17 protein-coding genes are annotated in these 22,931 nt (G+C 44.4%); 4 read left to right on the forward strand and 13 right to left on the reverse strand.

What is annotated here, in order from left to right; translation table 11 throughout:
- Positions 1-7: 7 nt before the first annotated feature.
- From IDJ76_RS14120 to IDJ76_RS14130, 3 genes are all read right to left on the reverse strand, one after another.
- Positions 8-409: a DUF5655 domain-containing protein gene (locus IDJ76_RS14120; protein ID WP_191163978.1), complete on the reverse strand. Its 402-nt coding sequence runs from the start codon at positions 407-409 to the stop codon at positions 8-10.
- A gap of 38 nt (positions 410-447) precedes the next feature.
- Complete coding sequence (locus IDJ76_RS14125; protein WP_191163979.1) at positions 448-3,177, reverse strand: PAS domain S-box protein; 2,730 nt, start codon at positions 3,175-3,177, stop codon at positions 448-450.
- A gap of 153 nt (positions 3,178-3,330) precedes the next feature.
- Positions 3,331-4,326, reverse strand: coding sequence for a polysaccharide deacetylase family protein (locus IDJ76_RS14130; protein ID WP_191163980.1), 996 nt, complete (start codon positions 4,324-4,326; stop codon positions 3,331-3,333).
- 210 nt (positions 4,327-4,536) lie between these two features.
- Between IDJ76_RS14130 and IDJ76_RS14135 the strand changes: the two genes are divergently transcribed.
- Together IDJ76_RS14135 and IDJ76_RS14140 are read left to right on the forward strand one after the other, a co-directional pair.
- Positions 4,537-5,529 carry a glycoside hydrolase family 43 protein gene (locus tag IDJ76_RS14135; protein WP_224746328.1) on the forward strand — a complete coding sequence of 331 codons (993 nt, stop codon included), beginning with the start codon at positions 4,537-4,539 and terminating at the stop codon, positions 5,527-5,529.
- A 62-nt stretch (positions 5,530-5,591) separates the two neighbouring features.
- Complete coding sequence (locus IDJ76_RS14140; protein ID WP_191163981.1) at positions 5,592-6,308, forward strand: pyridoxine 5'-phosphate synthase; 717 nt, start codon at positions 5,592-5,594, stop codon at positions 6,306-6,308.
- On the opposite strand, the gene IDJ76_RS14145 is transcribed toward IDJ76_RS14140, so the two are convergent.
- Together IDJ76_RS14145 and IDJ76_RS14150 are read right to left on the reverse strand one after the other, a co-directional pair.
- Positions 6,305-7,972 carry a gliding motility-associated C-terminal domain-containing protein gene (locus IDJ76_RS14145; RefSeq protein ID WP_191163982.1) on the reverse strand — a complete coding sequence of 556 codons (1,668 nt, stop codon included), beginning with the start codon at positions 7,970-7,972 and terminating at the stop codon, positions 6,305-6,307. The genes IDJ76_RS14140 and IDJ76_RS14145 overlap by 4 nt on opposite strands.
- A gap of 92 nt (positions 7,973-8,064) precedes the next feature.
- Positions 8,065-9,975 (reverse strand): T9SS type B sorting domain-containing protein, encoded by a 1,911-nt coding sequence (locus tag IDJ76_RS14150; RefSeq protein ID WP_191163983.1) that lies wholly within the window; start codon positions 9,973-9,975, stop codon positions 8,065-8,067.
- Positions 9,976-10,177: 202 nt separating this feature from the next.
- Between IDJ76_RS14150 and gcvP the strand changes: the two genes are divergently transcribed.
- On the forward strand, positions 10,178-13,087 hold the full coding sequence (gene gcvP, locus IDJ76_RS14155; RefSeq protein ID WP_191163984.1) for an aminomethyl-transferring glycine dehydrogenase: 2,910 nt from the start codon (positions 10,178-10,180) through the stop codon (positions 13,085-13,087).
- 110 nt (positions 13,088-13,197) lie between these two features.
- On the opposite strand, the gene IDJ76_RS14160 is transcribed toward gcvP, so the two are convergent.
- A complete protein-coding gene (locus IDJ76_RS14160) occupies positions 13,198-13,641 on the reverse strand; it encodes a hypothetical protein (RefSeq protein WP_191163985.1) in 444 nt (147 codons plus the stop codon).
- Positions 13,642-14,008: 367 nt separating this feature from the next.
- On the opposite strand from IDJ76_RS14160, the gene IDJ76_RS14165 reads away from it, so the two are divergent.
- Positions 14,009-14,431, forward strand: coding sequence for a response regulator (locus tag IDJ76_RS14165; RefSeq protein ID WP_191163986.1), 423 nt, complete (start codon positions 14,009-14,011; stop codon positions 14,429-14,431).
- Here IDJ76_RS14165 and IDJ76_RS14170 read toward each other — a convergent pair.
- From IDJ76_RS14170 to IDJ76_RS14200, 7 genes are all read right to left on the reverse strand, one after another.
- Complete coding sequence (locus tag IDJ76_RS14170) at positions 14,428-15,198, reverse strand: MBL fold metallo-hydrolase (protein ID WP_191163987.1); 771 nt, start codon at positions 15,196-15,198, stop codon at positions 14,428-14,430. The genes IDJ76_RS14165 and IDJ76_RS14170 overlap by 4 nt on opposite strands.
- A 482-nt stretch (positions 15,199-15,680) precedes the next feature.
- Complete coding sequence (locus tag IDJ76_RS14175) at positions 15,681-16,484, reverse strand: DNA adenine methylase (RefSeq protein ID WP_191163988.1); 804 nt, start codon at positions 16,482-16,484, stop codon at positions 15,681-15,683.
- Positions 16,485-16,626: 142 nt separating this feature from the next.
- Positions 16,627-17,022: a hypothetical protein gene (locus IDJ76_RS14180; protein WP_191163989.1), complete on the reverse strand. Its 396-nt coding sequence runs from the start codon at positions 17,020-17,022 to the stop codon at positions 16,627-16,629.
- Between the two features lie 27 nt (positions 17,023-17,049).
- On the reverse strand, positions 17,050-20,133 hold the full coding sequence (locus tag IDJ76_RS14185) for a phage tail protein (protein ID WP_191163990.1): 3,084 nt from the start codon (positions 20,131-20,133) through the stop codon (positions 17,050-17,052).
- Positions 20,134-20,160: 27 nt separating this feature from the next.
- Positions 20,161-21,090: a hypothetical protein gene (locus tag IDJ76_RS14190; protein ID WP_191163991.1), complete on the reverse strand. Its 930-nt coding sequence runs from the start codon at positions 21,088-21,090 to the stop codon at positions 20,161-20,163.
- Positions 21,091-21,094: 4 nt separating this feature from the next.
- On the reverse strand, positions 21,095-22,468 hold the full coding sequence (locus IDJ76_RS14195; RefSeq protein WP_191163992.1) for a hypothetical protein: 1,374 nt from the start codon (positions 22,466-22,468) through the stop codon (positions 21,095-21,097).
- The gene (locus IDJ76_RS14200) at positions 22,465-22,929 is read right to left on the reverse strand and encodes a hypothetical protein (RefSeq protein ID WP_191163993.1); all 465 of its coding nucleotides are present in this window, start codon (positions 22,927-22,929) and stop codon (positions 22,465-22,467) included. The genes IDJ76_RS14195 and IDJ76_RS14200 overlap by 4 nt, the downstream gene beginning before the upstream one ends.
- Positions 22,930-22,931 lie beyond the last annotated feature (2 nt).

Consider the following 22,931-nt stretch of genomic DNA (forward strand, 5'->3'; position numbering starts at 1 on the left):
TTGTCTGTTATAACAATTCATAACTCTCCCTTATCCACTTAAACAATTGCGGGCGCAGTTCGCTTACCTCATTAAGCCGGATGTGGTTCTCATACATCCTGGTTCTGAAAATGCTTTTCAAAACAGGCACTTCCTCCAGTTTCTCTTTTGAATAAAAATGCAAGTTCAGCTGCTTTTGCATGGGGCGGATCACAAAAAATGTTCGGCGGTGCACGAAGGTGATGCAGTTGGGGGTGGTACCTACCAGCACGTCGGGCCAGTCGGCAACTTCGGCTAATAGTTTATCAAATAATAAGATCAATTCCTCGGGCTTGCCTTTAAACAGGTCATCCAAACTAACGCGGGCACAGTAATGGCTTTGGCTTTCGCTGGTCAGTTCGCGGTCGCATTTTGGGCAGGTGAACGGCATAGGTTAAATATAGCAAATGCTATTCAAGAAAATTATTGCTAAAAAACAATGGTGAAGGTAGTGCCGATACCGGGCATGCTTTGCACCGAGATGCGGCCGCCAAAAGTTTCTATCTGGGTTTTGGTCATAAACAAGCCAACGCCTTTACTGTCATGCCCGGGGTGGAAAACGCCGTTCAGTTTAAACATATCCTTACCATGCTTTTTAAGGTCGATACCCAGTCCGTTATCTGTAAAAACTAAAGTTACTCCGCTTTCGGTTTGTTTAGAACTGATCAGAATTTCGGGAGGTACACCTGGCTTGCTGTACTTCAGGGAATTGCTTACCATATTGTAAAAAATACTCTCGAGATACATTTTTGGGAATAGCATAACGGCAACCTGCAGGTCTGTTTTAATGATGGCCTTTTTGGAGATGATCTGCCCCATGAGCATGGCCCCGGTAACATCAACCAATTCCTGCAGGTTACAATCGTCGCTATCGATGTGTTTGTTAATGCGCACTTCCAGCACTTTCATTAAACCGTCGAGCGTTTCGGTTAGCGTATCGCTGGATTGGCTGAGCATGCCCATCAATTCGGTTTTCTCTTCTTCCGTTTCAGCTTCCGCCATCATGTTCAGGATCATCCGGATGCTGCCCGATGGCCCGCGCAGGTTATGCGCTACAATCCGGTTAAAATCTTCGTACTGGCTAACGCGGTTTTCCAGGTCAAGCGCTCGTTTGTATTCGTCAATGTCATAGCACGACCCAAACCACTTAATGATCTTACCTTCCGCATCCCGCATCGGTACCGCGCTGGACAGGTGCCATTTATAAACACCATCCGCTGCGCGCTTAAAGCGCACCTCCGATTTATAGGCTGTGCCGCTTTTCAAGCATTCGTGCCAGTAGGCGTAATCGTTATCCGCATCATCGGGGTGGATAACGGGGCCCCAGCCATGGCGGTCGGTATCGGCAAGGGTCATGCCTGTGTATTCAAACCAGTGCCTGTTGTAATAATCCATGCTGCCATCCGGGTTAGATGTCCAGATGATCTGGGGGATAGAGTCTGCCAGGAACTGAAACTCCCTTATCTTCTCAATCGTTTGGTCCTGCTCTTTAACCAGTGCAACTTGCTGTAGCAGGGCTTGGTTAAGCTCTTCCTGCGCTTTTACAGATTGCTTAAGTGCCAGTTGGGCAGCTTTATAAGCGTCGATATCCTGAAAGGTGCCATATAAACGCACGCATTCACCATCAGCCATTACTGGGTTGCCCAGCGCCCTCACCCATTTGTCCTCCCCCTTACTATTTACTATTTGCAGTTCTTCATCCCAGGGGGTACCGGTTGTCATGGCCTTACCTAAAACAGCTAATATAAGGTCCCGGCTTTCGCCTTCCTTATAAAAATTAATAGCCGTATTCAACTCGGGTTCATAATCGGTGGCAACGCCGTGTATCTCTTTGGTTACTGATGTCCAGTAAACTTTTTGCAGTTTAACGTCCAACCCCCAGCCACCAACACGGGCCACCTGGTTAGTTTGTTCCAGCAGTTCCCGGGTTTGTTCCAGGTCTTTTTCTAACCGGTAACGCTCGGTAATATCAATAGCGTTGCCAATTACGTAAATGTTATCGGCTGTAGTTTGCAGGGTATTATTGAACAACCAAACCCTTAACGACCCATCTTTGTGCCTGGTAAGCATTTGCCCCTGGGCTTTACCGGTAGTGCTGATCTGCTCCAGGTAATCGTTTAGCATTGGGTAACGTTCGGGCGGGATGATATCAAATAAACTCAGTTCATTTATTTCTTCGGGTAAATAACCGAGAATAGCCGCCCCTGAAGCGTTAACAGACAGGAATTTCCCTTTGAGATCATGTGTACACATCAACCCTTGCGAGTTTTCAAAAAACACGCGGAGTTTCTCTTCGCTAACAACCAATAACTGCTCGTTCAGTATCTTATCGGTAACATCGCGGCCAATGCCAAAAATGTTACCCGTTTCAGGCTCGGGGCTCGATGTCCATTGAATGGTTTTGTAATACCCCCAGGCTGTCTTCATTCTTTGGTGGAAGTTTACGGTAGGTTGCCCTTTAGCTAATTTGCCTGATTCTTTTTCAGTATTGGCGATATCCTCCGGGTGGATCAATTCAAACGTTGATGTGTTGAGCAGGTACTCCCTGCTCCAGCCCAGTACGGTTTCAAATGCCGGGTTTATCTTTTTAAAGAAACCATCGGCGCCGCCAATAAACACCAGATCGTTCGAGAGGTCAAAGAGCTTTTCAAAATTCTTCAGCTCCTGTTTCTGGCGGCGTTCTACGATCAGTGCAATTACTTCTTCGCCAAGTAAAGCAAGCGCACGTTTTTGCTGGGCAGTTAGTGTTTTGGGTTTACGGTCAATTACGCATAGGGTACCTAGCGCGTATCCTCGCGGGTCTATCAGCGGATAACCTGCGTAAAAGCGGATATCGGGCTTGCCGGTAACCAAAATATTGTCACGAAACCGGTCATCCATGCTGGCATCATGCACCTCCATCAGGTTTGGTTCCATAATGGTATGGCGACAAAACGAAATATCGCGGGCAGTTTCCTGCACATTTAAACCTTTGTTTGATTTAAACCACTGTCGGTCATGATCTATCAGCGAAACCAGTGAAATAGGCACATCGCAAATAATGGATGCCAGCTCAGTAATGCGGTCAAATTCCTGCTCGCTTAACGAATCTAATATCTCATACTCATCAAGCGCTTTAAGGCGTTCAACTTCATTAAAAGGGACAGGGGATTTTACCAATTTGCTGTTGTATAAACCTAATTACGAATATATTGAATAAAAGGTTAGTAAAATATAGCTTGTGGGCGTGTAATAATTAAAAATAAGTTGCGATTGGCAGAGATCACTTAAAAATTGAACTCACCTTAATGCAAAATTGATTTAGTAAGGAACTTATTTTTTACTCTCAAATTCCTCATCAACGGTTTCGCGCAGGTCGTAAAGTAACCATTGTTTATTGGCGATTAATTTTGCCTTCGATTGCAGCAACTTAATAAAATCATTTACACCCAAAGGCTCATTACCGTTGCCGTGTATCAATACAATGCTGCCCGACTGCGGTTGCTGCCCTTTTGCCAGCCAGGCGTCGGTACCAATAGGGATGAGGCCAAAATCGGTGATCTTGTAAACCAATTGCTGATCTGACACCAGCCCGGGGAACCTGAAGAACACCGAAGGCTGTAAGCCGTTTGCCAGCATGGCCTTTTCGGTTTCCAATACTTCATAATTAATGTCGGTACCGGGTTCCAATAAAAAATTAGTTTTTAACGGGCTTTTGGCGCTTACGCGATGGTTAAAAGAATGGTTGATCCAGGTGATATAGATTTCGTGCTTTGCCTGCAATTGCTTTAACCAGGCTATATCCTGCTGGTGATGGCGCATCCACAGGCCGCTAACCGATAAGGCAATGGGAACAGGTGTTTCTACTTGTTTAAAACCGCTAATTATATCTGTAAAAATGCGCCTGTCCAGCGGGTGGTGCGACGGGCAAAGGTCGGCTGTTAAACTAATGCCTGTTTCTTTCGGCAGTCCTCTTTCAATCCCGGCATCCTGCAAAGCTACAGATGCGCCTTCAGCTTTAATAATGGCATTTTGATAAGGGCTGTTCTTAAAATAGTCGCGGGTTTGGGCAATGGTCATCGGTGTCACCTCGTAGCCCTTGGCCTCGTCGGTGCGGGTTTCTAACGTTTTCGGGTTCACCAAAAAAAGGTAATCCCTGCCGTTGTTGGTAAACTTACGCAGGGCCATCCAGGTTTGCCCAAAGCGCTTTGCCGTGCCATAGTAAACGCTGTAGCCGGTTATTTTTGTGTAATTGGCCTGTGCAAAAACGTTAGTAATTGTAAAGCAGGCAATTGCTGCAATGGTGAAGGCTTTAAGTACAGTATTCATAGGTATACATGAATAACAACATCAATTTAAAAATGTTGTATCACCAAAAAAACTATCATGTTGATAGGAAAGTCATCCATAGTTTTGCGTTATTTTTTGGGTTTAATTAAAAGCATACCCATATTAAATGTTTTTTTGACAATTAATAATATAATCCTAAATTAGTTTTCCAATTAACAGCTGCTATCGCAGATAACCTATACCGATTTTATGAGTAAGAACTTAAAAATAACACCTTGTTTAATAGTTGCCCTGATGCTTTTGTCAGCTATCGGTGGTAAAGCACAGTCAAAAGTAACCGGTGCAAAGCAACCTTATAGTGCTTACCTGTTTACCTATTTCACCGGCGATAAAGGTGGGGAAGCGATCAGATTCGCCCTGAGCAGCGACGGTTATAATTTTAAGGCACTTAACAACAACCAGCCGGTTATAAACCCGGCCAACACCAGTTCGACAGGGGGCGTGCGCGATCCGCATATTATGCGGGGGGCAGATGGTAGGACGTTTTTTATGGTAGCAACCGATATGAATACCGAGAAGTACGGCTGGGGGCCCGATTCTGCAATGGTGCTGTTAAAATCTACCGACCTGGTGCACTGGCAATCGCACGTAGTAAATGTGTCAAAAACTTTTAAAGAGTTCGCTGAAATTAACCGCGTATGGGCGCCGCAAACTATTTACGATCCTTCGATAAATAAATATATGATTTACTGGTCCATGCGTTTTGGGACCGGGGCCGATAAGATCTATTACGCGTATGCCAATAAAGATTTTAGCGGGTTGGAAACCGTGCCTAAGCAGCTGTTTTTTAAGCCAGATGGTGGCTCCTGCATAGATGGCGATATCGTTTTGAAAGATGGCAGGTACTACCTTTTCTTTAAAACAGAAGACAAGGGTAAAGGAATAAAAATAGCGGTATCTGATCAACTGACGCAGGGTTATATGATGATTGATAAATATGTACAGCAAACCAAATCATGGGTAGAAGGGGCAAGTGTTTTTAAACTAAACACAGGGCCGGATTACATCCTGATGTATGACCGCTACACCGAAGGCAAATACCAGTTTACGCGTAGCCACGACTTTGAAAACTTTGAGGTGGTTGATGATCTGGTGAGCATGGATTTTCACCCCCGCCATGGTACAGTAATGCCCATAACAACCAGGGAAGCCGCCGCCTTAACCCGCCAATGGCCTAAATAATTTACAACCCGATAGCTATGATAAAAGCAGGTTGGCTGGTAGATATATATTAACTTTGCGCTATGGCACGTCTATCGGTAAACATCAATAAAATAGCAACGCTGCGTAATTCGCGTGGCGGCGATAATCCTAACCTGGTACAAGTAGCCAAAGACTGCGAGCGTTTTGGCGCGCAAGGCATTACGGTGCACCCCCGGCCGGATGAACGCCATATTCGCTACGCGGATGTTTTTGACCTGAAAAAGGTAGTGACCACCGAATTTAATATCGAGGGCAACTGCCAGGAGCAAAAGTTTGTAGAACTGGTATTGGCCAGCCAGCCCGAGCAGGTTACTTTGGTACCCGATGCATTGGGGCAGATCACCTCGAACCACGGATGGGATACCATCAAACATCAGCAGTATTTGAAGAATACCATCAAGATTTTCAAAGATGCCGGTATCCGCGTATCGATATTTGTTGACCCCATTGTTGAAATGGTTAATGCCGCCGCAACCACCGGTACCGACCGGATTGAATTATATACCGAAGCCTACGCCCATAACTATGCAGTTAACCGCGAAGAGGCCATTGCGCCTTACGTAACCGCGGCCGAAGCTGCAACCAAAGCAGGTTTAGGTATCAATGCCGGGCATGACCTTGATCTGCAAAACCTGCAGTACTTTGCCCAAAATATCCCCGCGTTAGATGAAGTAAGCATAGGCCATGCGTTAATAAGTGATGCCCTTTATTACGGTTTAGAGAACACCGTGCAGATGTACCTGCGCCAATTAGCTTAACGGATAATGGTTAAGCTGCCCGAGATTTGGCCGGTACATTCGGGCTTTTTGGGGTCTATCAGATAATAATAAACCCCATCCGGCAGGTCGCGGCCTTTATAACGCCCGTCGAAAGGTGTGGCATAATCGGTACTGTTGAACACTAATTGGCCTCCCCGGCTAAAAACCGATACCACCGAGCCCGGATACTGATCCAAATTGGTTATGATCCATTTATCATTCACCCCATCCCTATTGGGGGTAAAGGCATTTGGGATAGATACACCCGGCAGGGATACGGTAATATTTACCAAAACTTTAGTGCTTTCGCACGTGCCGGTTAGATGGGTAACATAGTATTTACTGGTATGGGCTACTTTAACAGGGAATACGCCAAATTTATTTGTAGCTATCAGGGTTTCGGTAGAATCGTACAGATTATATCCGCTGGTATCGGGATTAATAATATTGATCATGGTGGTGGCAGGCAGGCAAAGCTTTATGTCATCAACTTTTGGTGGCTCGGCTAAAGTTGTGCTGTCCTTTATTATAAATTCTTTAACGTCTATACAGGGCCCATACGGATCTTTCATCGTGAGTGTATACTTGCCTGCAGGTACGGCTGCTAAAAACAAAAGCCCTCCAACTACCTCACCGGCCTCGTTACGCCAGCGGTAGGGGCTTGGAATGACAGATGATATCCCTATAGCCTTTAGCCCTACAATAGTACCTATGTGCCGCCCGCAATAATCATTGTGAATAACAACATGGGATGCATCGATCCTGAAATCAACCGGGTTTAATTTAAAATTGTAATAGGTTTCACAGCCATCATTATTGAACACGCGTAATGTATAGGTATCTGAAGGTGTCATATTTGCAAGGGTTATAATAGATACGCCCGGCGAGTTTGGGCTTGACGCAATGAAGCCGGTTTGTATATCCCGGCCGGATGGGGTTAGTTCCCAGTTAAAGCCGGGGTCTGTTTCCTTGATTAAAAAAGTCAGTTTAAATCCTCCGTTCCCTCCGCAAAGCGGGGGTACGGTATCAATATTTGACAGGGTTGGAAAATAAGTGTCATTGGTTACGCTGTAACTTGAGGTAGCTATACAACCTAAATTATTGGTTGCTGTTAATTTATAAATACCTGCAGGTACATTTTTTAGATCTAATGCCGTCCCTATAACTGCTTGTGAGGAGTTTGTCCAAACAAAGCTGGTAGCGTTGGTTGTGGTAATACTAATAATACTGCCAAACGCTTTTCCGCAGGCGGTAGGTTTTATAATGGTATTGGTATTATCAATAACAATTAAATTAACTTTAACCGTGAAGTTTTGCGACGTTGCCGCTGCGCATTTGCTATCGTCCCTTACCTGCAGGTAATAATTGCCGGCAGGTACATTTATAAGATCGGCCGCAGTGCCTACTATCTGCTTATTGCTGTCATACCAGGTATAATGATAAGTGCCCGTACCACCTTTAGCTACTATACCTAATATCTTCCCATCGTTAGCGCCACCGCAATTAGCAGCTATTAGGTTAACGTGGCTGTCGTCAATTTCAGGGCAGTCGTCAATTACTTTGGCATAGTTTATCGATGACTTAACTTTATTTCCCGCCGCATTTACCCCATAAATGCTGGTAAGGATAAGTAAGATAAGTATGCTGCCGGATTTAAATTTCATTTAATAATTACAACATACGGATCATGCAGGTCGCCATTTTAAAAATAACGATTTAAATCAATATATGTTAACTTTCTGCCCAATTGTAACTGTCAGCGAATAATTGTTAAGTGTCCGGCTATTACCTTGCTTGCTTTAAGCTTAATGGTGTAATAATAAACCCCTGCCGGTAAGGCTTTGCCCCGGTAAGTACCATCAAAGGGCCTGGCATATCCCAAAGACTGAAATATGAGGCTACCGTTACGGGTAAAGATGCTAACGGTGGCGTTGCTTTGGCCGTCAAGTCCCGTTATTTTCCAGTAATCATTTACCCCGTCGCCATTTGGTGTAAAGGTGTTTGCAATTTCGTTAACCGTTGGGTCTACCGTTATCTTTACTTCAACCCGTTCACTTTCACAATAGCCAAAAGTTAGGGTAACGTAAAAGCTTTTGCTTTGGGTAACGTTAACTGCGAAAGTCCCGCCACGTTGCTCATCAACTGGTGTTATAGCCGTTTCAGAATCATACAGGCGATATATAGCGGTAGTGTAAGGGTTGGTTACATTAATTGTCGCTTGCCCTGCAGATAATAAATTTACGTAAGGCACAACAGGCGGCGCCTGTTGTGCCTCTTCATCAATAATTGTATAAATATTTTCGCTAAGGCTACAACCGCCATCAGTGGTGCGAAGCGTATACTTGCCAGGCGAAAGATCGTCCAGGAAAGGTTCTGTTTTACCTGTTATAAGGGTGCCGTCTGTGCCGTACCACTCGTATACATAGTTGCCAGTACCGCCTGTAAACGCAATGCCCGTTATGCTGCCCCTGCCAATCCCACACTTGATATTAGTGATTGTACCAAACTGGGTATTTACAAACGGCGGATATTTACCTACACTATACTCCCTGTAGAAATTTTCGCAACCATATTTATTAGTTAGATAAAGTTTGTAGATCCCCGCAGCCAAAAACTGGGCAACCTTGCCAAATGCAGCATTATCGCCATTTGCGTTTACCCAACGATAGGCAGCCGGAACCTCAACGGCGTTATCGGTATTAACTTCAATCTTGCCTGTCACAAATGCATCGCAGGTGTTGGTGGCTTTCACGGTGATATCGCCAAAGGAACTACTGGCCAGTGAATTGATCGTAAAATCAGACGATTTACTGCAGGTAGAATTACTATAAGTAAGCTTGTAATCGCCTGCAGGTACGTTTTTTAGTTCTATTTGGTTACCTACCACAACGTTATCTGGTTGTCTTGTCCAAGTAATTTGTGTGGCCCCTACCGTCTGCAATCCAATTATAGACCCGTTTGCCTTTTCGCAGCTGGCAGAAAGCGCCTGACCGTTTGTGGTGTTGAGCGATACGCCGTTTATTTCGGGGATCTCTAATTCGGTGCTCATGGCGGTACAGCCGTTGGCATCAGTCACCATAAGGCGATATTTGCCACCGGTTTTGTTGAGCAGGGGCAGCGTATTGCTTACTTCTGTGCCGTATTGGCTTATCCAGCTGTAAGTTAAAGTGCCCGTACCTGTTGCAGTAATTCCGGTAATAGAACCTGCAAATTGCCCGCAAAGTGTTGAGATAATAACCGGGTTAGTTTGGTTAATAACGGGTACGTCGGTATTTTTTAAAATTACCGGGCCATAAGTTTGCGATGCCGTCCCGTCGGCAGTGGTAACTGTTAGCGTATAACTACCTGCCGGAATATTTATCAGGTTTGTGGTGGTGCCCCATTCGGTTCCGGTTTGGTCTTTCCAGCTTATGAGTAGCGTAGTCGCATCGGTATTGGTTATAACGATGCCGGTTATAGCGCCGTTGTTTGTTGTACATGCCGCGGGTTTCAATATTATAGCGGTTGCATTTATCGTGATGACCGTAGCCTGTTTGATCAGTTTTGCCGGGATGAGAGGATTGGAACCATGCTTTGCCCGAACAAAACGGTTATTGGTAGCCGCATTTGCACTGCAGCCAAAGAAAAGGCCCGATAGCAGGAGGAATAAGGCAATACTGCGCAGCATAGATAATATAGAGCATGCAAATTACAAAAAAGGATGTTAATGGCCTCACAAAAAAATTGCGCTGCCGGCTGTTTAAGCGGGATATCGGCGGGACAAGGGTAATTATTCCGACTTGTAAATCCATTGTCAATAAAGCGTTACGCGATTGTTATTCAATACCTAAAATTGTACCTTTGCCCTAAATTTTAAGGGATAACATTTCATGAAGCTGAACATAGATTACCAGGAAAAATTCCAGCAAAGGCACATAGCGCCAAACCAGGCCGATACCGATAAAATGTTAAAAACTATCGGCGTCGATTCGCTTGATGAATTGATCTCGCAAACCGTTCCGGATAAGATACGGTTGAAAAATCCGCTGAATTTACCGGCAGCAAAAAGCGAGTTCGATTACCTGAACACGCTGAAGCAAACTGCTTCAAAAAACAAGGTGATGAAGTCATACATCGGCCAGGGCTATTATGATGTAATTGTTCCCGGTGTCATTCAGCGTAATATTCTGGAGAATCCAGGATGGTATACCCAATACACTCCATACCAGGCCGAAATTGCCCAAGGCCGTTTACAGGCACTATTGAATTTCCAAACTATGGTTATCGACCTTACCGGGATGGAAATTGCCAATGCATCTTTATTAGATGAGGGTACTGCAGCAGCCGAGGCGATGTGTATGCAGTACAGCCTGCGTAAAAATCAAAAAGCCAATGTGTTTTTTGTGAGCGAAGAGCTATTCCCGCAAACTATCGATATTTTAAAAACCCGCAGCGAGCCTTACGGCATCATCTTGCAAATTGGAGATCACCGTACCGTTGAGTTGACGGACGATATGTTTGGCGCCATCGTACAATACCCGGCAGGTAACGGTGCTGTTTACAACTACACCGAATTTGCTAACGCCCTGCACCAAAAGAATATTAAACTAACGGTAGTTGCCGATATTATGAGCCTGATCCTGCTAACGCCTCCGGGTGAGTGGGGAGCGGATATTGTGGTAGGCAGCACGCAGCGGTTTGGTGTGCCAATGGGTTTCGGTGGCCCGCATGCTGCGTTTTTCGCCACGAAAGAAGAATACAAACGCTCTATCCCCGGTCGCATTATTGGTGTAACTATTGATAGCGCGGGCAACTACGCTTTGCGTATGGCCTTGCAAACCCGTGAGCAGCACATCCGCAGGGATAAGGCAACTTCAAATATCTGTACTGCGCAGGCTTTGCTGGCTATTATGGCTGGTATGTATGCCGTATATCACGGCCCACAAGGGCTGAAGCTGATCGCTCAGCGCATTCACGGTTTAACTGTATTATTGGCAGCCTCTTTAAAGGAATTAGGCTACGAACAATTAAATGAAGCTTACTTCGATACCCTAAAATTCGACCTGGGCAAATTAAAAGGCCCTGTTAATTCAGAAGCGGTTAACAACCTGGCCAATTTCCATTATAGCGGCACGATAGCTACTATCTCGATTGATGAAACCACATCGCCAGAAGATATTAAGACACTGGTACGCCTGTTTGCCAAAGTAAAAGGCAAAACACTGGCTGATGCTAATTTCGATGAACTAAAAAATAACGTTGAAGGCATTATCCCTGCCGAATTGCAACGTACATCGGCATACTTAACCCACGGCATTTTTAATTCGCACCATTCAGAACATGAAATGCTGCGATATATTAAGTCGTTAGAGGCAAAGGATCTTTCGCTTTGTCACTCTATGATCGCATTAGGGTCATGTACTATGAAGCTGAATGCTACAACAGAGATGGTACCCGTTACCTGGCCTGAGTTTAGCAAAATGCACCCTTTTGCACCAAGCGACCAGGTTGGTGGCTACATGCAGTTGTTTGATGAGTTGAACAAATGGTTAAGCGAGATAACAGGCTTCGCATCCATGAGCTTACAGCCTAATGCGGGTGCACAGGGCGAGTATGCGGGTTTGATGGTTATCCGTGCTTATCATCAGGATAGGGGCGATACCCACCGTAATATCGCGTTGATCCCGTCATCTGCACATGGCACCAACCCTGCATCGGCAGCAATGGCCGGAATGAAAATCGTAGTTGTAAAATGCGACGATAACGGTAATATTGATGTTGCCGATGTAAAGGCTAAGGCCGAGCAGTATAAAAATGAATTGTCGTGCTTAATGGTTACTTATCCGTCTACGCATGGTGTATTCGAGGAAAGCATTATCGAGATCTGTGAGATCATTCACCAACATGGTGGCCAGGTTTATATGGACGGTGCCAACATGAACGCACAGGTGGGCTTAACCAGTCCGGCCGCTATCGGTGCCGATGTTTGCCACTTAAATCTGCATAAAACTTTCTGTATCCCACATGGCGGTGGTGGCCCGGGTATGGGCCCAATTGGTGTAGCTAAACACCTGGTGCCTTACTTACCTGGCCATGCTGTTGTCGATATCGATAACGGTAAGGCTATCCACGCGGTATCTGCTGCGCCATGGGGTTCTGCATCTATCCTGATCATATCACATGCTTATATTGCCATGATGGGCGGCGAGGGTTTAACTGATGCTACCCGTTACGCTATCCTGAACGCTAACTATATTAAAACCCGGTTGGCAAGCCACTACAATGTGTTGTACACCGGTAAAAACGACCGTTGTGCACACGAAATGATCTTAGATTGCCGCTCGTTTAAACAGTACGGTGTCGAGGTGGTGGATATTGCCAAGCGTTTAATGGATTACGGTTTCCATGCGCCAACAGTATCGTTCCCGGTTGCGGGTACGGTAATGGTTGAGCCAACCGAATCTGAGCCTAAACATGAATTGGATCGTTTTTGCGATGCCATGATCTCTATCCGTCATGAAATTGAGGATGTGGAAAACGGCTTGAGCGATAAATTAGATAACCCGTTGAAGAATGCACCACACACTGCTGCTGTAATTACGGCTAATGAGTGGGAGCATCCGTATACGCGCCAAAAAGCAGCATTCCCGTTACCTTACGTAGCGCAATACAAATTCTGGCCATCTGTTGGCCGGGTAAACGACACCTACGGCGACCGGACGCTGATCTGTTCATGTCCGCCATTATCTGATTACGAGTTTGAAGAAAGTGAAGTAACTACACCGGAATACGGAACGTGAGAATAGACGTGCAGATGCGAGTATATGCAAATGCGCAAATAAAACTACGACAAAGGCTCCAAAATGGAGCCTTTGTCGTTTACATTTTCTTGAGAAGGACAGAGCCTTTTTTATTTCAGATAACTCATCTTCAACAGCTTCATTGCTTCCTTTTCATCCTGCGTGCAAACAGCGCAAAAAGTACCTATACCATTTACCGGGCCTTCATATTCCCATTTAAATGTTTCTTTTTTATTTAGTGATACGTTTACAATTTTTAAATCGTACCCCGATGGTATCACATAGCATATACTTTTATTGGGGAACAAGATTTTGAACGCTTGCTGGTTTTTGTATATAGCTTTACCGGCATAAACCATCTTTATTTCATCTCTGTTTGCACCGTGATAAAAAGTTACTGATGATGGCCTCCCGCCTTTGGTCCAAAATGAATATCCTTGATAGGTACTTGTGCCCGGTTTGCCGTAATAATAGTTGGCCACTTTTTGTGCGTACGAACTGGTAGCTGCAAAGCTCCACATAGACAAAAATATTAACGCTATTTTGAATTTCATGGTAAGTTTGGTTTGTTATTATTAATAAATATCTGAGGGGCTAAATTGTTTTGATGATACAGTTGAGGTTCATATCAATACCTTCTTAATTTTTTTTAATAACAATCTGCACGTAACAAAACTTCGTAATTTATTGTGGTTTAAAATCTGCACATTTGTGCACCGGTCAAAATATATAAATACGTCTTTCTGTAACAATAGGGAAGTATTGATAATCAGTTAATTGGCTAAGCCGAAATACAATTTGGATTTGACGTTTTAAGGGCGGTTAACAGTTGTCATAGCAAAAAAGTACCTTTAAAAAGATTACTTTTACAACAATTTGGAATATAACCTTTTAATTTGTACTTCCGTATAAAGTAGATATATGAGTCCTGATAACAACAAAACAGTAAGTATTTTATTGGTTGACGACGATGAGATAAACAATTTTATATCTATAAAATTGATTAAGAAGGCTTTACTGAATACAGATATCATGGCCTGCCTAAACGGCAAATTTGCTATCGACACTCTATCCGATATTCAGCGCAAAGATCCTGCTCAACTTCCTGATTATATTTTGTTAGATATTAACATGCCTATTATGAATGGCTGGGAGTTTTTAGATGAATACAAACGCTTAAACCTCGATCCGCTTTCTAAAAGTAAGATCTTTATCATATCGTCTTCGGTGTTCAGTAACGATATCAACAAGGCGCGTTCGTACCCGCTGGTGAAAGATTTTGTATCAAAGCCGCTTAATGTAGAAAAGATTAAAGAGCTGTTTGGTATCGAAAAAGAATTTTAAGCCGGGGTTATTGTAAATACTTCATCCGTGTAATTTACCGTTCCTATTGCTGTTGCGCGGGCATGGTAAAACAAGCAAACATCGCCTTGGGCAGCTGCTTTTTTGCCATAAGCAATGCGTAGTTCGGCAGCACGTTGGCCGTCGTAATCATACTTAGCAACAAATTTTCTGATCAGTTGCTCCGGCTCGGGTAATTCATCGCCCCCAAAGAACACCTTTTTGCCCTCTATATCTAACCAAAATACCTGGTGAAACTTGCTGTGCCCTGCCGATAATTCATATTGAATGCCGGTTTTGTACTCGCCGCTACCTTCAACAAAATCAATTTTGGCGCCATACTGCAAAGCTTCAAAGATCTCGGCATGGTAAGAAGATGATTTGCCCGATAAGCCAAATTCAAACTCCTCGCGCTGAATAACGTGTGTTGCCTGCGGAAACGATGGCTCCAGTTTACCATAGCGGTCAACTACTAAGCCGCCCGAATGATCGTAATGCAAATGAGACATCAGCACCAGCGTTACATCCTCCGGCTCAAAACCGGCATTGCGGATGTGTTGGTGCAGTAGCAGTTCGTCGCGGGTATCTTTGTAGCCTAACCCGGCATCAAGCAGGATCAGGTCATCAGCCGTTTTGATCAGGAATGGGTTAACGTGGATAAAGAGCGACCCCGGCCTGTCCTTACGGTTATCCGTTTGCGGGTTAAAGGGAATAAACTTTTTAGTAGCATCAACCGAATACGAACCCTCACCCAAAGCAAAAACTTCCATAGCAAATAAAATGTGCCGCAAATATAAGGCGTGAAAGTTTAATAATCTCACCTAAATGGCAATACGCCCATCTATAACTCTTTTACAAACGGCTTGCTAAAAGCCATGAATTTTCTCCCTCTTCTTTGGAAAGGTTTGGGGTGAGGCGTGTAACGTTTCAAAACTTTCCGCGTCTATTAATAGGTAACACAGCCAACACAAGGGTTTGCGCGGCAAAATTGGTTACATGCGTTAAAAGTTAATTTGTTTTGAGTGCTTTCCCTTGTGTTTTCTGTACCTGTATAATCGAAAAAACCAAAAATGCATATTGGCAAAACGAAAAATGCAATTTTCGGTAAAAAGTTAGTAGTTAGCTGTTTTTTACAGCTGATTTTAATAGTCGTTTAAAGGCCATTTAATATTGAATTAAATGGCCTTTTTTTGTTGTTTTATAGCTCAAAATATTTGTTTATCTGCTATGAAATTCTTATCTTTAAGTGTAATTATATCGGATAGTTAGTCGTGATAACCTCGACCTTTCTCTTCTGATATCCTGTTCCTTTTTGATTAACACTTACTCCTGACTCTACCGACCAAGTGTGCCAACCGTTATCTTTGGCGTATTGCGCTAATATAGGCGATGGATAGGAAGATAACATACACTTGCCTTTAATGCCGGCAATGGTCTTTAAAAGGGCTTCAAAGTCCTCTATAGAATATCCATCATAATGACCACAGTCGCTGTTAAAGTATGGCGGGTCGCAATAGAAGAAGCTACTTTCCGTGTCCCGGCTTTTTATCACATACAATGCATCTGCGCACTCTAATTGAACACCTTGCAGCCTTATCGCCATGTCTTCTGTAAAACGCTCCTTATTGTTAGCAATCTTCTTGGTCGTAGTCCTTTTAGCTTTATCAAACCCGAACGTTCCATCGATCTGTGAGCAGAAACTTTGACTGCTTAACACCCATATTGCCCATGCCCGCTTTATTTCACTGAACATATCAGGATGGTTATAAATGACCGATGCCTTTCGATGGAGGTCGCGGCTGTGTAACGTGATTCTAATTTCCTTTTCCAGGCTTACAAAGTCATCCTGCACAACTCTGTAGAAGTTCATCAACTCTCTATTTGTATCGTTCAAAACTTCAACGTTAGATTGCTCCTTTGCAAAGAAGACAGCTGCGCCTCCTATAAATGGCTCGCAATAAAGGTTATGAACCGGCATCGATTCGATGATTTTCGTTGCTAACTTCTGTTTGCCACCGTAGTAGCTGATCGGGGTTTTTAAATTTATTCTTGACATATTTCGTATATTTGTAATCTCACTAAAACAGAATTGCACTATATATCACAATCCCGTGGCCTACGCCTCGGCACGTGTACATAGTGCATTCCAGTTTGTTTTAGTGAGACATTACGAAAGGGAGCCGGGGCGCTTTTTTAACCTAATCAGCACCTTTTCCATCAGTGCCAATTTTCGAAGCTTTACCTCTAATCTTATCAGACATAAAAGCATCATAATCCTTTTGTATAGCCTGTTGCTGTAAGGTGATTATAGCCTTTCTTATATCCGCCGCCAGTTTCTCCAGTTCAGTTATTTGTTGCCCTGATAGTTTGGGGCTTGCCTTGATTTGCGCCCATTCATCCGGTGTAAGGGTGATGGCGTAAATTGCTTCGGCATTCAATGTAAGCGGGATTTGATAAACTTTTTGCGGGTCGACAGTAAATGAGGGCGCAGCCACATACGCTTCATGATTTTTAATTGCAGAAACTGTTTTTTTCTGCGCGATAGTGGTAAGGCTTATGCCTACCAGGGCGATTAATAAAATTGCTTTTTTCATGATTTTATATTAATGGTTTAATTAAATTTATGGTTGCACTGGCGCATTGGTAGCCAGCCAGGTACTTGCGGCGTACTTAACGTACACTACGCCACCGGCTGTGATATTGCCGCAGATGACGCGGAAGCCGAGGGCGGCTGACGGGTAGGTACTGTTAAGTGTCGCAGAACTTAAGGTAGTTGTTGTGGCGTTAAAGGCGGTAAGGTCTACTGCCTCAAATCTGCCTGTAGCATTTCTAATAACTGTGCTGTACGTGCCCGATGAATATGTTGGAATAGCCGCAGTAGTAATGTAACCCTCTTTAGAAAAAGAAACCCTATCGACACCTTGCCAACGAAACTTTGCAATGTCCGCAGTGCTTGAAGCGTTTACCAAGTCTGTAATTAAAGCCGGGTTGGCATCCGCAATATTGCGCGATAAAACTGCGCCAGTTGCGTTTAAATTAACCGTTGCGTTGTTATCCGATGCCATACTTCTTAATGAACTCAACCTCAATGTGCCTAAATTATCCAGGTTCATTACGTTGGAAAATATGCCATTTCCAATTGCCGCCGACCAGTTAAGATAACCAAAATTTGTGCTGCCGCTTATTGCAATAAGCCCCTGTCTAAATTCTACACTGCTACTGGTTGAACTTCCTGTATTCCATGCGGATGCCGTCCATCTAATATGAGGTGTCCATTGCGCTGTTACTGACGCTGTTGACGGGGTTGTGTTGGTTAATATATAGGCATCAGCAGTAACGTTTGCCAAGCCTGTCCTGTTGATTGTTTGCGGGGCTGTCCAAACGTGTGAATACGATAAATCGGTACTAATTGTGTTTGCCGATCTTGAAAGGCCGTTTGCAAATGTTAGCGGCACCTCATACCTGCCGTCCGACTGCGTCTTTGTATATGAGGTTGCCTTATCGGCTTTTAAAGCCATTTGGGATGCGAGGTTGGGTTTTCCAACCAAACCGCCAACACTCGTGGTATCTCCTGTTATTGTTCTGTCTGCCGACAGATTGCCCCCGCCCGTTAATCCATAACCAAGTGTTATGGTTCGAGACGTAGGCACATAGCCGCCCAGTGCAGAGGTAACCGCGCTTGTAGTTGGATAATCTGTAGCTGAATTTGTAAGCGTTGATTTTTTATTAGCCAATATTTCATAACGACCATCGAAAGCAGTTAGGTTAGCATCAAATATATTGCCTGATAAGCTTAAGTAGCTGCCATTTGTATAAGTACCCGCTCCGCTGATCTGCCCGAAATAGATAGGATCGGTACCAATTACCGGCCCTGACCCGCCGATATACGTCCATTGTGTATTTTTATTAGCCGTACCGACAGTTACCAATACCGTGGCCTGTTCTAACTCGCTACTCTCGTCTGCATCCGAAACACGCGTCCATGCACCGGCAGCAACCAGGTAAATACCGTTTTGCGCCGGTACCGTCTGGCTGCCAACCAATACACGGTTTCCCGCTATTAAGGCAATACCATCAACTGTCTGTGTACCCGATAGCGTAATATTGCCAGTGGTTTTTACCCGAACAGCGTTCTTCCAGGTAATACCCGTTAATAGGTTGTCAATGTATCCCTTGGGTGCCGCCGACAACGCGTTGGTTGGGGTGATTGATGATAAGATCAAATCGCCCGTCATGGTACCGCCTGTTTTTGAAATATATGCGGAGCCAGCTGTCGTTACATCGTCTGTTGTGGCAAGTAGACCGCTTTTACCAGGGAATGTTAAAATAACATTAGTCGCAGCATCTGCAAAATTTAAATAGGTCGCGGCGGCAGCACCGGTATTTCTATTATTAAAGCCGCCTTTGTTCATACCTGTAACGTAATTACTTGCACCGTCTTGAAGAGTTATACCTATGGGTGTTTGTAGTAAGTATTCGCCTGTAGTCGTATTGTGAAGAACTACATAGTTTTCGTTGCTGACATTTTTTTCCACCAATAGGCCGTATGGAGATAAACCAGTTAACTTATTAGTTGCGGTATAACTTGCTGAATGATTACCATAAGCATTATCTGCATTTACCTTAGCGTAGCCCGTTGATGCCAATGTGTTAACACTATCTACATATCGCTTGTCAACTAATGATAAATCAGTAAAATTTGATCGGTAATTTCCAAAATATTTGAGGCCCGAGTTTGAAATTTCATCAACAATGTAACCATCGCTTGTATAAGAAAACTGCTTGCCGTCAACGTTAGTATGTCGCATTGTCCAGGTATCTAAACCCACCTCTAATAATGATCCCTTAGGTGAAACATTATCAGTTGTTGCGAACCTGACGTAAGGTGTTTTAAGACTAAAGGTTGGGCCTGAATTTTCAAAGGATGCGGTATAGCTGCCGCCAGATCCGGTACCCGTAAAATATAAAGGATTTGACCTGCCACCACCGGCTATACCCGCATCTATAGTTGTAGATGAATTAAGGGTTCCACCCAATTTTATATCACCATCTACCTGGGTCAACCCATTTGATGCTGTTACGCTTGCGCTATCGGTTTTAAATACGTTGATCCAATTTTCAACGCTTGCACCTATATTTTTTTGAACCACAAAAGAACCACCTCCAGCAGCCTCGCCGAAACGGAAAGTGGGCTTTGTAGCACGATCAATTTCAACTCCCACGAATGGGCCGATATTTTGAGAAGCTATAACCGCAGTGAATCCGGTAGCGGTTTCGCCAGGTACCAATGTGCGGGCCTGTGAGGTAAGATATATGTTATCAGCACCAACACCACCACTAAAGTTATTAAAGCCGCCAGAAAAGGAATTACCGCCTACTTTATTAGCTTTTAAGGATGCAATGCTGTCAATTTGCGCCTTGCTGTAACCGCCGTTCACTTGCAGCCACTGTGTACCATCATAGCGGTACAGGCCCGGCGCGATAGCTCCGGTACGCATAAACAGCGCATTTACCTTTAAACTATCCGGCACGTATGCAGGGAATGATGGAACAGGCCCTTTAGGGATGCCGATGTACTGCCTCGACAGCGTTGACCAATTGGAAAGTACCTGCGCCGTTTGCGTTTGCACATACGGCGGCTTTTGCTGCGCACTGGCCGCTACGGCCAGACACAGGAAGAGAAGTAAATTTAATAATCGTTTCATTGTTATTTATAGGGGTTTTAAAGCTTATTAAATGCCGACAAACTCAATCCACATAATGATGCGGTAAGGGTTCATCAGCTCTACATTTTTCATATTGAAATCGGGCGTTCCTATTTTGCCTGTCTCGACATCGTCAAGGCTCCATTTACTACGAGTGCCGCCGCGATCTACGTCATCAACTTTTCTAGGCCTCTCAAAATCTAACTCCGGGATATTCTCTTTTACGAGCTTTACACTTTTTGCACCTGCCGTTGTGCCTATAGCTGCATCAAAGTCTTCATCGTCGGGATCTTGCGCCATCGGGAAAGTTCCGCGCATGGCTGTGTATTCCTGCCATCCGGGCGGGATCTCACTCGCGGGCCTGCCCCAAAAAACCTTGCCGCCGTTTGCACCAAGTGCCGTTTTAATAAACGGTGCGGCTATGAGTTTTAGGAAAGCGACATCGGCTTTTAATTGGGCATATGCTGAATCACCACCGGTAGCATCGCCCGGCACGATTAACGTTAAGTGCTGATCAACTTCTAACTGAAAATTAGAGATGATCAACCGACCTTTAGTGTCATCATCAGGGTCGATATCATTGTATATAATCAACTCCGGGTTAAGCTCACCGCCGCCAATCTGCGTGGCAAACACAGGGTACATAGTGCGGTTCTTTAACCTGGTATCCCTAATAGTCACGGTATTCGTTGCCGGATCGTAGCTATAATTTTCATCGTCATTAAAAACCATGAACGGGGAAGGCTGGGTAGTGACAGGCACAGCTCCGCCACCACCACCGCCGCCCGCACCGAATGGCAAATCGGATATCTTAGACTTTCTCAATACACCGGCCGATGTGTCCCAAACCCAAACGAGGTCATCACCCGCAGCCACTTCGCCGATAGGATAATCGGGCGATTCCGGCATTTTTACTTTGATTACGGTTGGCGGTGGCAATATGGGTTCAGGTAACATATCTTTAGCTTATTAATTTTAGGAAAAGTGATTGAACGGCCACGCTGTCGGCAAGCTCGATACTGCTATACACGTTTGGATTCCTGATCATACGCCTGTAATTTACCAGGCGGATGGATCGGTCAATATTGAATTGCGGACTTCTTAACTGATAATTTTTTCCGAGTTCTAATTCAACAGATTCACGTTTGAAATACACATCATTGCATTGAACAGGATAAACCACTTTGCCCGGCCCGTTCTCGTTAAGCCAGGCTTTACCTTTGGCCTTTAATTCAGCCTCTGCATTAACAATGTAGCTTAAAGGCATATCTATGCCGATCAATACATATTTGTCGCCTACAGCGGGTTTTAGGACGTCTGACGGTAGGTTTGTGGTTTCATTAATGAGCAGGTTGATCGTAAACGTCTTTGTTGGGTTATCAAAGCTGTGAATGTCGAAAGTCAGACCGGCCATCTGACCGGTATTGAAAGTCAGCTGAGCAGTTACACCCGGTAACAAATAGTCGTTTATATTGAAGTCGATATCGGCATCTGTAAAAACCAACTTGTCAGCGACTGCGCTTACGATACCTTCCCTGCGCGGGTAGATATCATCGAAATAGATTGATTCTTCAAAAACGCCCAAAACATCGGCGTTTTTCTCAATATAATCCGCATCGCCGCTTCTAAGGAATTGCGCACCATCACGGTAATTCGTGCCGATATTTCTGCTACCGCCATAAACATAAAGTCGGGTAATAGGGCCGTTAGTGTCGCCGCTTTCCTGATTTTCCATTGCAAGTCCAGCTAATGCTTTACCCGCGCCGTATTCGAGTATAACGCCGCTCGTCAAGACCTTTTTGGTAAGGCTGAAGGTTTTGTCTTCTAACGCGTATTCAGTACCAAACTTAGTAGCTAAAGTTGCCGCTACCTCTAAACAGTTCTGATTATCAAAGTCGATATCTACAAAGTCCGATTCGATCACGTCACCTAACTTCCATCCGCCGCCTGGCTCCCAACGTTCCATGTTAGCAATAATCAGGTTACAGAAGTCGATAGCACGGCCGCGCTGACTAAACTTTAGCTCTGTAAAGCGGTTGTGGCTGTCGAGGGTAAAGAATTTAGCCTTACGCATATCATATTGCAAGCCCTCCATTGTTAGCGAATATTCTATATCCCTGTTAGCTACCTTATTAAAAGGCACCGGTCGATTTATTTTATAGGTGCGGCCAAATACTTTAGCATTGTCACCGATGCCGAATGATATCGGTGCAGTCGATTTAAAGCCAAGCAAAACGATATCATTACGCATAACGCCGCGATCCTGATAGCTGCTATCATCCGGCTCAATAACTGCCCTTGCATCCGTACTGCCTTTTTTATAGATCGTTATCATGCTGTTAAAAATCTGTCCTGATCATCTACTAAATAAACCCTTACGATATTTGCAAGTGGGTTAAGCTCGCCTAATACCAAATCGAACATAATGCCTACGCGCAGCGCATCGAGCTGTGTGAGCGTGGTAAGGTTCGTTTGCTTTTTAAAATAAACCTGGTAAAACCGGTTATTCTCTGCCCGGTAGAGTTCGTGCAGGCCCGGGGCGGTAACTACCGTTTGGAATGCTTCATATTTGTAAAAGAAATCTTCACGGCCATTGGCGATGAGCGCAAGCTTCATTGTGAATTCGCGCGGTTTGAACTTTGGTTCGGCCAAATCCTTGATAATGCCGTCCTCATCCTTAAAATCCTGTTCAAGGCTGTCCTTGACATCTGCCCACGCAATAAAAGGGTCTGAATCCCTGCGTGCAGTGACACCAAATAGTGCTTTAAAATCATATCCGTTCCAAGCGTATCTCATAA

The organism is Mucilaginibacter glaciei (genome assembly GCF_014773245.1).
Classification (GTDB): Bacteria; Bacteroidota; Bacteroidia; order Sphingobacteriales; family Sphingobacteriaceae; genus Mucilaginibacter; species Mucilaginibacter glaciei.

Coding starts and splice junctions, on each gene's coding strand:
- IDJ76_RS14120 (WP_191163978.1), bottom strand. CDS start 409: ATGCCGTTCACCTGCCCAAAATGCGACCGCGAACTGACCAGCGAAAGC.
- IDJ76_RS14130 (WP_191163980.1), bottom strand. CDS start 4,326: ATGAATACTGTACTTAAAGCCTTCACCATTGCAGCAATTGCCTGCTTT.
- IDJ76_RS14135 (WP_224746328.1), top strand. CDS start 4,537: ATGAGTAAGAACTTAAAAATAACACCTTGTTTAATAGTTGCCCTGATG.
- IDJ76_RS14140 (WP_191163981.1), top strand. CDS start 5,592: ATGGCACGTCTATCGGTAAACATCAATAAAATAGCAACGCTGCGTAAT.
- IDJ76_RS14145 (WP_191163982.1), bottom strand. CDS start 7,972: ATGAAATTTAAATCCGGCAGCATACTTATCTTACTTATCCTTACCAGC.
- IDJ76_RS14150 (WP_191163983.1), bottom strand. CDS start 9,975: ATGCTGCGCAGTATTGCCTTATTCCTCCTGCTATCGGGCCTTTTCTTT.
- gcvP (WP_191163984.1), top strand. CDS start 10,178: ATGAAGCTGAACATAGATTACCAGGAAAAATTCCAGCAAAGGCACATA.
- IDJ76_RS14160 (WP_191163985.1), bottom strand. CDS start 13,641: ATGAAATTCAAAATAGCGTTAATATTTTTGTCTATGTGGAGCTTTGCA.
- IDJ76_RS14165 (WP_191163986.1), top strand. CDS start 14,009: ATGAGTCCTGATAACAACAAAACAGTAAGTATTTTATTGGTTGACGAC.
- IDJ76_RS14170 (WP_191163987.1), bottom strand. CDS start 15,198: ATGGAAGTTTTTGCTTTGGGTGAGGGTTCGTATTCGGTTGATGCTACT.
- IDJ76_RS14175 (WP_191163988.1), bottom strand. CDS start 16,484: ATGTCAAGAATAAATTTAAAAACCCCGATCAGCTACTACGGTGGCAAA.
- IDJ76_RS14180 (WP_191163989.1), bottom strand. CDS start 17,022: ATGAAAAAAGCAATTTTATTAATCGCCCTGGTAGGCATAAGCCTTACC.
- IDJ76_RS14185 (WP_191163990.1), bottom strand. CDS start 20,133: ATGAAACGATTATTAAATTTACTTCTCTTCCTGTGTCTGGCCGTAGCG.
- IDJ76_RS14190 (WP_191163991.1), bottom strand. CDS start 21,090: ATGTTACCTGAACCCATATTGCCACCGCCAACCGTAATCAAAGTAAAA.
- IDJ76_RS14195 (WP_191163992.1), bottom strand. CDS start 22,468: ATGATAACGATCTATAAAAAAGGCAGTACGGATGCAAGGGCAGTTATT.
- IDJ76_RS14200 (WP_191163993.1), bottom strand. CDS start 22,929: ATGAGATACGCTTGGAACGGATATGATTTTAAAGCACTATTTGGTGTC.